At 55.9% G+C, this 8,682-nt stretch carries 11 protein-coding genes; 7 read left to right on the top strand and 4 right to left on the bottom strand.

The window, feature by feature from the left end:
* On the top strand, window positions 1-1,157 hold a 1,157-nt coding region (secD, locus tag RTY00_RS13950), incomplete at its 5' end, for a protein translocase subunit SecD (RefSeq protein ID WP_312664854.1).
* A gap of 10 nt (window positions 1,158-1,167) precedes the next feature.
* The gene (gene secF, locus RTY00_RS13945) at window positions 1,168-2,136 is read left to right on the top strand and encodes a protein translocase subunit SecF (RefSeq protein WP_256695780.1); all 969 of its coding nucleotides are present in this window, start codon (window positions 1,168-1,170) and stop codon (window positions 2,134-2,136) included.
* Window positions 2,137-2,246: 110 nt separating this feature from the next.
* On the opposite strand, the gene RTY00_RS13940 is transcribed toward secF, so the two are convergent.
* Window positions 2,247-2,810, bottom strand: a complete 564-nt coding sequence (locus tag RTY00_RS13940) for a DUF3251 domain-containing protein (protein ID WP_008103983.1) — start codon at window positions 2,808-2,810, stop codon at window positions 2,247-2,249.
* A 14-nt stretch (window positions 2,811-2,824) separates the two neighbouring features.
* Window positions 2,825-3,265, bottom strand: coding sequence for a peptidoglycan-binding protein LysM (gene lysM, locus RTY00_RS13935; protein ID WP_008103980.1), 441 nt, complete (start codon window positions 3,263-3,265; stop codon window positions 2,825-2,827).
* 206 nt (window positions 3,266-3,471) lie between these two features.
* Here lysM and nrdR point away from each other — a divergent pair, with 206 nt between their 5' ends.
* The 5 genes from nrdR to thiL all read left to right on the top strand — a co-directional run bounded on the left by nrdR (window position 3,472) and on the right by thiL (window position 7,052).
* Complete coding sequence (nrdR, locus tag RTY00_RS13930) at window positions 3,472-3,921, top strand: transcriptional regulator NrdR (protein ID WP_008103978.1); 450 nt, start codon at window positions 3,472-3,474, stop codon at window positions 3,919-3,921.
* A gap of 3 nt (window positions 3,922-3,924) precedes the next feature.
* Complete coding sequence (gene ribD / locus RTY00_RS13925; protein ID WP_312664853.1) at window positions 3,925-5,028, top strand: bifunctional diaminohydroxyphosphoribosylaminopyrimidine deaminase/5-amino-6-(5-phosphoribosylamino)uracil reductase RibD; 1,104 nt, start codon at window positions 3,925-3,927, stop codon at window positions 5,026-5,028.
* A gap of 90 nt (window positions 5,029-5,118) precedes the next feature.
* Window positions 5,119-5,589, top strand: a complete 471-nt coding sequence (gene ribE / locus RTY00_RS13920) for a 6,7-dimethyl-8-ribityllumazine synthase (protein WP_008103973.1) — start codon at window positions 5,119-5,121, stop codon at window positions 5,587-5,589.
* A gap of 19 nt (window positions 5,590-5,608) precedes the next feature.
* Entirely contained in the window at window positions 5,609-6,028 is a 420-nt protein-coding gene (gene nusB, locus RTY00_RS13915) for a transcription antitermination factor NusB (RefSeq protein ID WP_007887007.1), read from the top strand.
* Window positions 6,029-6,074: 46 nt separating this feature from the next.
* Window positions 6,075-7,052, top strand: coding sequence for a thiamine-phosphate kinase (gene thiL, locus RTY00_RS13910; RefSeq protein ID WP_061717466.1), 978 nt, complete (start codon window positions 6,075-6,077; stop codon window positions 7,050-7,052).
* Window positions 7,053-7,115: 63 nt separating this feature from the next.
* Here the strand turns inward: thiL and RTY00_RS13905 are convergent, their stop codons facing one another.
* A complete protein-coding gene (locus RTY00_RS13905; protein WP_312664852.1) occupies window positions 7,116-8,090 on the bottom strand; it encodes an aldo/keto reductase in 975 nt (324 codons plus the stop codon).
* A gap of 91 nt (window positions 8,091-8,181) precedes the next feature.
* Window positions 8,182-8,682 (bottom strand): transketolase C-terminal domain-containing protein (locus RTY00_RS13900; RefSeq protein WP_312664851.1); only part of this gene is annotated, 501 nt, incomplete at its 5' end.

Here is an 8,682-nt window from a genome sequence, read left to right as displayed (position 1 = left end):
TCACCATTCTGCGTAACCGTGTGAACCAGCTCGGCGTTGCCGAACCGCTGGTGCAACGTCAGGGTTCTGATCGCATCGTGGTCGAACTGCCAGGTATTCAGGACACCGCGCGCGCTAAAGAGATTCTGGGCGCAACCGCCACGCTGGAATTCCGTCTGGTTAACACCAGCGTTGATCCAACCGCAGCGGCCAGCGGCCGTGTGCCAGGCGATTCGGAAGTGAAGAAAACCCGCGAAGGGCAGCCAGTGGTGCTGTACAAGCGTGTGATTCTGACCGGTGATCACATCACCGATTCCACGTCGAGCATGGATGAGTACAACCAGCCGCAGGTGAACATTTCACTTGATGGCGCGGGCGGCAACATGATGTCGAACTTCACCAAGGACAATATCGGCAAGCCGATGGCGACCCTGTTTGTGGAGTACAAAGACAGCGGTAAGAAAGATGCCAACGGCCGTTCGATTCTGGTGAAACAGGAAGAAGTAATCAACGTGGCGAACATTCAGTCGCGCCTCGGTAACAGCTTCCGTATCACCGGCATCAACAATCCAAACGAAGCACGCCAGCTGTCGCTGCTGCTGCGCGCGGGTGCGTTGATTGCACCAATCCAGATTGTAGAAGAGCGTACTATCGGCCCAACCATGGGTCAGCAGAACATCACACAAGGCCTCGAAGCCTGCCTGTGGGGTTTGATCGCCTCCATCCTGTTTATGGTGGTGTTCTACAAGAAGTTTGGTCTTATCGCGACCAGCGCACTGCTGTGTAACCTGGTGCTGATTGTCGGCATCATGTCACTGCTGCCGGGCGCAACGCTCACCATGCCAGGTATTGCCGGTATCGTGTTGACGCTGGCGGTTGCGGTCGATGCTAACGTGTTGATTAACGAACGTATTAAAGAAGAGTTGCGTAACGGACGCTCGGTACAGCAGGCGATTCATGAAGGCTATAAAGGCGCCTTCTCCAGTATCGTCGACGCCAACGTCACTACGCTGATTAAAGTCATCATTCTTTATGCGGTCGGTACCGGTTCAATCAAAGGCTTTGCGATTACTACCGCTATCGGTATCGCAACCTCAATGTTTACCGCTATCGTCGGCACCCGTGCCATCGTTAACCTGGTGTACGGCGGCAAACGCATCAACAAGCTGTCTATCTGAGGAGTGCGTTGTGGCACAGGAATATAGTATTGAGCAGCTAAACCACGGGCGTAAAGTCGTCGACTTTATGCGCTGGGATAAGCTGGCTTTCATCATCTCCGGTCTACTGATTGTGGCGTCTATCGCCATCGTCGCTGTCAAAGGCTTCAACTGGGGCCTCGACTTTACCGGCGGAACGGTGATTGAGATTAACCTGGAAAAACCAGCGGATCTCGACGCGCTGCGTGAAGGTTTGGTCAAAGCGGGCTTTGAAGAGCCGCTGGTACAAAACTTTGGCAGCAGCCGCGATGTGATGGTGCGTATGCCTCCGGCTACCGGCAATGCTGGCACCGAACTGGGCAACAAAGTGCTGGCATCCATTAGCCAGACCACGCAGCAGAATGCCACCGTGAAGCGTGTCGAGTTCGTTGGCCCAAGCGTAGGTAGCGATCTGGCGCAGGCCGGTGCGATGGCGCTGTTGTCGGCGTTGATTGCGATTTTGATCTACATCGGCTTCCGCTTTGAGTGGCGTTTGGCGCTCGGCACCGTACTGGCGCTGGCGCACGATGTGATCATCACCTGCGGAATTCTGGCGCTGTCACGGGTTGAAATTGATCTGACGATTGTCGCCTCGCTGATGTCGGTGATTGGTTACTCACTTAACGATAAGATCGTGGTATCTGACCGTATTCGTGAAAACTTCCGCAAAATCCGTCGCGGTTCTTCTTACGACATCACCAACGTATCGCTGACCCAGACGCTGAGCCGTACCTTGATCACCTCCATCACTACGCTGGCGATGATCATGATCCTGTTCGTGTTTGGTGGTGCGTTGCTGAAAGGCTTCTCACTGACCATGCTGATCGGTGTCACCATCGGTACTATTTCATCAATTTATGTCTCTTCAGCGCTGGCGCTGAAACTGGGCATGAAGCGTGAACATATGCTGGTGCAGAAAGTGGAAAAAGAGGGCGCAGATCAGCCTTCGATTCTGCCGTAATTCTGCGTGAAAATAGAAAGGGCTGCGAATGGCAGCCCTTTTTTTATGCCTGTCGATCAGGACATCGTGCACAGAGGTCACCATAAATGGCGACCCTACATCGTGCGTATTTAAGGCGCGGTTTTGTTTACCGCTGTGCCTTCCACATCATGCACGCGCACGTAGCCGAGTTGATCCGGGGTTAAGCCGCTGAGTCGCAGCGGCACGCTAACCGAACTGCGTGGCATTAACTCGGCTGGAACGTCGATGGTCTGGCTCAGGCTGCCCGCGTTAAGCGGTTTGCCGCTGGCCGGATCCATTTCGCCCCAAACCACGGTAGCGCGCAGTGCCGGAATCGGCTGGTCATCGGTCGAGCGGATATTCAGGTTGGCGCGGCTGCCGCTGGCTTCACCCGCCACCTGCGAGAGTGACAAGCGCAGTTTACCCAGCTGCGTCTGCAGTTCCACCGGCGTATTAGCTTGCGGCAACAGCCACGCGCCTTGGGTGGATTGGCTGTTCAGCTGTCCCTGAATCTCCAGCGCCGTTGCCTGATTGGTCAGCTTGCGCATCTGCTGATTAAGCTGACTCACTTCCTGATGCAACTCTTTGACCTGCGGTGAAACCGGCGTTGAACTGCAACCACTGAGAACCAGCAAAGAGAGTGCTGCCGGAGCCCAAAACGTCCTGATCGTCATGCAATGTCCTTTCTTTATTCGGGAATTCGTAAAACCTGGCCAGGGTAGATCTTATCAGGATGCGTCAGCATTGGCTTGTTCGCCTCGAAAATCTTGTTGTATTGATTAGGATTTCCGTAGACCTCTTTTGATACCGCACTCAAGGTATCGCCTTTTTTAACGGTGTAGAACTTCGCGGGCGTAGCGGCATCGCTGGTGGTGACCTTGTCATCGACCTTGGTGATCCCCGCGACGTTACCGGCTGCCACCAGAATCTTCTCTTTCAACTCCTGAGAAATGCCATCACCGGTCACGGTAACGGTATCGCCTTTCACATCTACCTTGACCTTATCGCTGTCGGGCAAACCGAGTTTGTTGATGTGATCCTGTAGTTTCTTGCTGGCATCGTCGCCGCCGCCACTCACGGCATCCCACAGTTTTTCTCCAGCATCTTTCACGAAATCAAACAGACCCATACATCCTCCAGATTTTTATGATGTTAGCCGCCTTGCTGGCGGCTCTCTAAGCGTAGTGGTTTTTTGACGAGGGAACATGAGGGAGATGTCTTGCATTTGGCTTAATGTCACAAATCGCGATTCACACATTATGTGCCACACACATACATTTTGTGCCGCGATCGCGCTACACTGTGTGGCCTATTTATCTCGCATCAGGAAGCCTCATGCATTGCCCATTCTGCTCCGCTGTGGACACCAAAGTGATTGATTCTCGTCTGGTTAGTGAAGGATCGTCGGTGCGTCGCCGTCGTCAGTGTCTGGTGTGTCATGAGCGTTTTACCACCTTTGAAGTAGCGGAGCTGGTGATGCCGCGCGTGGTGAAAAGCAATGATGTGCGTGAACCCTTCAATGAAGACAAGCTCAGTAGCGGCATGATCAAGGCGCTGGAAAAACGCCCGGTGAGCGCCGATGCGGTTGAGAGTGCGGTCAATCATATTAAAACTCAGCTGCGTGCCACCGGCGAACGCGAAGTGCCTAGCGCATTGATCGGCAATCTGGTGATGGATGAGCTGAAAAAGCTCGATAAAGTCGCCTACATTCGCTTTGCCTCGGTCTATCGCAGCTTCGAAGATATCCGCGATTTTGGTGAAGAGATCGCCCGCCTACAGGATTAATCCATGACTGACGAACGCTACATGGCGCGCGCGCTGGAACTGGCGCGCCGCGGACGCTTTACCACCACACCTAATCCCAACGTCGGCTGCGTGATTGTGCGCGAAGGCGAGATTGTCGGCGAAGGCTGGCATCAGCGCGCCGGCGAACCGCATGCCGAAGTGCATGCGCTGCGTATGGCGGGCGAACGAGCTGCTGGCGCAACCGCGTATGTCACGCTGGAACCTTGTAGCCACCATGGACGCACGCCGCCGTGCTGCGATGCGCTGATTGCCGCTGGCGTGACGCGCGTGGTCGCTGCGATGCAGGATCCCAATCCGCAAGTGGCGGGACGTGGACTCTATCGTTTACAGCAGGCGGGCATCGACGTCAGTCATGGCCTAATGATGAACGAAGCGGAAGCGCTGAACCGGGGTTTTCTGAAACGCATGCGCACCGGATTCCCGTGGATCCAGCTAAAACTCGGCGCATCCCTTGATGGGCGCACCGCGATGGCGAGTGGCGAAAGTCAATGGATCACCTCCGCAGCCGCAAGGCGCGATGTGCAACGTTTACGTGCGCAGAGTTCAGCTATTCTTAGCACCAGCGCCACCGTGTTAGCGGATAACCCATCGTTAACGGTGCGCTGGAGTGAATTAAACGAAGAAGTGCGTGCGCAGCTCGACGAAAGCCAGCTGCGCCAGCCGGTGCGTGTGGTGATTGATAGCCAACAGCGCGTCACGCCGCAACATCGCTTGATTGACCAGCCGGGCGAAACCTGGCTGATGCGCAGCGAACCCGATCAACAAGCGTGGCCCGCCAGCGTGGCCCAGATCGCCGTGCCGCAGCGTGGCGAACAGCTTGATCTGGTGGCGATGATGATGTTGCTCGGCCAGCGGCAGATCAACAGCGTGTGGGTAGAAGCCGGTGCCGGTTTAGCGGGCGCGCTGCTGCAAGCGGGCTTGGTGGATGAGCTGATCGTTTACATGGCGCCGAAGCTATTAGGCAATGCTGCTCGCGGCCTGTTTACGCTGCCGGGACTTGAACAGCTGGCCGATGCGCCGGCCCTGAGTTTTAGCGATGTGCGCCTGGTTGGCGAGGACCTGCGCCTGACGCTGACACCGCGTTGAAAGTGCGCGGAAAAGCCTGAGCGCGTCGCCAAAGAGTATGATAGAATCCGCCCCCTTCTGCGGGGCCATAAAACAACCCAAAGGATATGTATGAAAGTTATCGAAGCTCCTGTTGCCACGCCTGATGCAAACATTGCCATCGTAATTGCGCGTTTTAACAACTTCATTAATGACAGCCTGCTGGACGGCGCGATTGACGCACTTAAGCGCATCGGCCAGGTGAAAGCAGATAACATCACCGTTGTCTGGGTTCCGGGTGCATACGAACTGCCGCTGGCAGCACGCGCGCTGGCGAAAACCGGTAAGCACGACGCCATTGTTGCGTTGGGCACTGTCATCCGTGGCGGCACCGCACATTTCGAATATGTTGCCGGTGAAGCCAGCTCGGGCATTGCGCACGTCGCGATGACCAGCGAAATCCCGGTGACCTTCGGCGTGTTGACCACTGAAAATATCGAGCAGGCGATTGAACGCGCCGGCACGAAAGCAGGTAATAAAGGTGCCGAAGCGGCCCTGACTGCACTCGAAATGATCAACGTATTGAAAGCCATCAAAGCCTGATTTTTGTAAGGGGAATTTTGTGAAACCTGCTGCTCGTCGTCGCGCCCGTGAGTGCGCTGTCCAGGCGCTTTACTCCTGGCAGCTGTCCAAGAACGACATTGCCGATGTGGAATACCAGTTTCTGGCGGAACAAGACGTCAAAGACGTCGATATTAGCTATTTCCGCGAATTGCTGGCCGGTGTGGCGACTAACAGCGCGTACCTGGACGGTCTGATGAAGCCTTACCTGTCGCGTCAGCTGGAAGAGCTGGGCCAGGTAGAAAAAGCCATCCTGCGTATTTCGCTGTATGAGCTGAGCAAGCGTTCTGATGTGCCGTATAAAGTGGCCATCAACGAAGGCATCGAGTTGGCAAAAGTGTTTGGTGCTGAAGACAGCCACAAATTCGTCAACGGTGTCCTCGACAAAGCTGCCCCGCAAATTCGACCGAATAAAAAATAGTCTTAAAGGCCGGTTTTCCGGCCTTTTTCTCATTGAGACCTGACTTATGTCTTGTGGTGAATTCGAACTGATCGCACGTTACTTTAACCGCGTCACCAGCTCCCGCCGCGATGTGGAGAAAGGAATTGGTGACGACTGCGCGTTACTCAACGTGCCAGAAAAACAGACACTTGCCATCAGCACCGACACGCTGGTTGCTGGCGTCCACTTCTTACGTGATATCCATCCCGCCGATCTCGGCTACAAAGCCGTCGCCGTTAACCTCAGCGATTTAGCCGCCATGGGCGCCGATCCTGCCTGGCTGACGCTGGCATTAACGCTGCCTGAAATCGATGAAGAGTGGGTAGCGGCCTTTAGTGATAGCCTGTTTGAGCTGCTGGATTATTACGATATGCAGCTGATTGGCGGCGATACCACGCGCGGACCGCTGAGCATGACGCTCGGCATTCACGGTTTAGTGCCGGTGGGAAGGGCGCTGAAACGTTCGGGTGCCAAGCCCGGCGACTGGATTTTTGTCACCGGCACCTTGGGTGACAGCGCAGCCGGTTTGTCGCTGCTGCAGCATCGCCATCGCCTGAACGATCCGGCGGTGCACGAAGCGTTGATCAAACGCCATCTGCGTCCGATGCCGCGCGTGCTGCAAGGCCAGGCGCTGCGTGGATTGGCGACCTCGGCGATCGATATCTCTGATGGCCTGATTTCCGATCTCGGCCATGTGCTGACCGCCAGCCGCGTTGGCGCTCGCATCAATCTCGATGCGTTACCGCTTTCAGCAGCATTGCGCGATCACTTCGAGCCTGAACTGGTGTTGAAATGGGCGTTGAGCGGCGGCGAAGATTACGAGTTGTGCTTTACCGTGCCGGAAGTGAACCGTGGCGCGCTCGATGTGGCGTTGGGCCATTTTGGTGTGCCTTATACCTGCATTGGTCAGATTGCACCGGAATCGGAAGGGCTGAGTTTGCTGGAAAACGGCAAGCCGCGCAGCGTGGATGTGAAAGGGTTTGATCATTTCGGTGTGAAGTGAATGAGGTGGCCATGAATGGCCACCCTACAACAGGTCGCCATTAATGGCGACCTGGTTCCTGAATCACTCAAAGCCCACCATCGGATGCGGTTGATACACCGTCTCCAGCTCGGCAATCTCATTCTCACTCAACTCCACATCCACCGCTTTCACCAGCTCGGCGAACTGCTGCTTGCGCGAGGCACCAATAATCGGCGCGGTGACCGCCGGTTTATGTAATAGCCACGCCAGCGCCACCTGCGCACGCGTCACGCCTTTATCGGCGGCAACATTAGCCAGACGCTCGGCAATCGCCGCATCGTTCTCTTCGGTGCCGGTATACAGCTTCTCCATCACGTTATCCGATACCGAGCGCGCGGTGGTTTCGCCCCAGGGACGCGTGAGTTTGCCGCGCGCCAGCGGGCTCCACGGCAGCACCGCGATCCCTTCGCGCTGACACAACGGATGCATGTCATTCTCCTCTTCACGCTGAATCAGGTTGTACTGATCCTGCATGCTGACAAAGCGCGCCCAGTTGTTCTGCTTCTGCAGATCCAGCGCCTGAGCAAATTGCGATGCGTGCATCGATGATGCGCCGATGTAACGTGCCTTGCCGGATTTCACCACTTCGTGCAGCGCTTCCAGCGTCTCTTCAATCGGCGTGTCGTAATCCCAGCGATGGATTTGCAGCAGATCGACGTACTCCATGCCAAGACGCGTCAGGCTGTCATCAATCGATTGCAAGATATTGTTGCGCGATAAGCCTTGTGACAGATTGCTCAGAGGGAAATAGACCTTGGTGGCGACCACAACCTGATCGCGGCGGGCAAAATCTTTCAGCGCGCGGCCCACGATCTCTTCGCTGCTACCGTCGGAATAGCTGTTGGCGGTATCGAAGAAGTTGATGCCGGCTTCCAGCGCCTGCTTGATCAGCGGTCGGCTGCTCTCTTCGGGTAGCGTCCACGCATGATTACCGCGTGTTGGATCGCCGTAAGTCATGCAGCCTAAACAGAGACGCGAAACCTGTAAATCGGTCTGGCCTAAGGGAATGGTTTTCATGTATTTGGGCTCCTGCTCTTATGCTTGAGGAAAATCGTTCCCTAAGCATAGCAGCAGGCTCGCTCACCGGGCGGTGAGCGAGTCGGGCAGATTACTGGGCGAGCCAGTCAGCGATTTGCTGCTGAATACCGGCGGCATCCAACTGATAATCCTGACGCACTTCTTCCTGCGTACCTTGTGGGATGAACTCATCCGGCAGACCGAGGTTGAGCACTGGCACGCGCAGGCGTTTTGCCATCACGTACTCGTTGACGCCGCTACCGGCACCGCCTTTAATGGCGCCTTCTTCCAGCGTAACCAGCGAATCGTGGCTGGCTGCCAGCTCGGCAATCAGTGCTTCATCAAGCGGCTTCACAAAACGCATATCCACCAGCGTGGCATTCAGCGCTTCCGCCGCGGCAGCGGCTTCTGGCAGTAAGGTACCGAAGTTAAGGATCGCCAGCTTTTCGCCGCGACGCTTTACGATACCTTTGCCCAGCGGCAAACTCGCCAGCGGTTCCAGCGTTGCGCCAGTGCCGGTGCCGCGCGGGTAACGCACCGCACTTGGGCCAGCTTGATAGTGATAACCGGTGTACAGCATCAGACGACATTC

Origin of the sequence: Pantoea sp. CTOTU49201 (genome assembly GCF_032054795.1) — a bacterium.
Classification (GTDB): Bacteria; Pseudomonadota; Gammaproteobacteria; order Enterobacterales; family Enterobacteriaceae; genus Pantoea; species Pantoea symbiotica.
This window is presented reverse-complemented; position numbering and strand designations above follow the sequence as displayed.